Source organism: Vibrio sp. 2130-1, assembly GCF_033339515.1.
In genome coordinates, this window is record NZ_JAWOUT010000661.1 from 1 (window position 1) to 536 (window position 536).

At 48.3% G+C, this 536-nt stretch carries 1 protein-coding gene; it reads right to left on the bottom strand.

Annotated features, from left to right (window positions below; all coding sequences use genetic code 11):
- Positions 1-536, bottom strand: a 536-nt coding sequence (locus tag R7Q09_RS27995) for a YciK family oxidoreductase (protein WP_318144187.1), incomplete at both ends; no start/stop codon positions are given.

The following is a 536-nucleotide window of genomic DNA, read 5'->3' on the forward strand; positions in this document are numbered from 1 at the left end:
TTGGGCGTCAATACACTGGCCGTGTATGTCTGTCATCGCAGGATCCATCAAATGCAGATACAGCGGCATAATGTCTAGCGGTGTTTTCAGCGTGTTCGCGTCTTCACCTGGGTACGCTTTCTCACGCATGCGAGTTCGAGTCGCACCAGGGTTAATTGCGTTAACGCGCATTGGCGTGTCACTCAACTCGTCCGCCAATACTTGCATCATACCTTCCACTGCGAACTTAGATATCGCATATGGACCCCAAAAAGCACGGCCAGAATGGCCAACGGTAGAAGAGGTAAAGATAATGCGACCTGCTTCAGATTTACGCATGACAGGCAGTAGCGCTTGAGTCATCAGCACCTCGGCTTTTACGTTAATCTGCATGATGTCATCGAAGTCCTCTTCGTTGATCTGCTCGAACGGACATAACGCGCTAAGAACACCAGCATTGTGTAATAAACCATCTAGTTGACCAAATTGACCTTCAATGGTTTCCGCCATATCAATGTAGTTTTGCTTGGTCGCGCCTTTTAAATCGAGAGGGATGA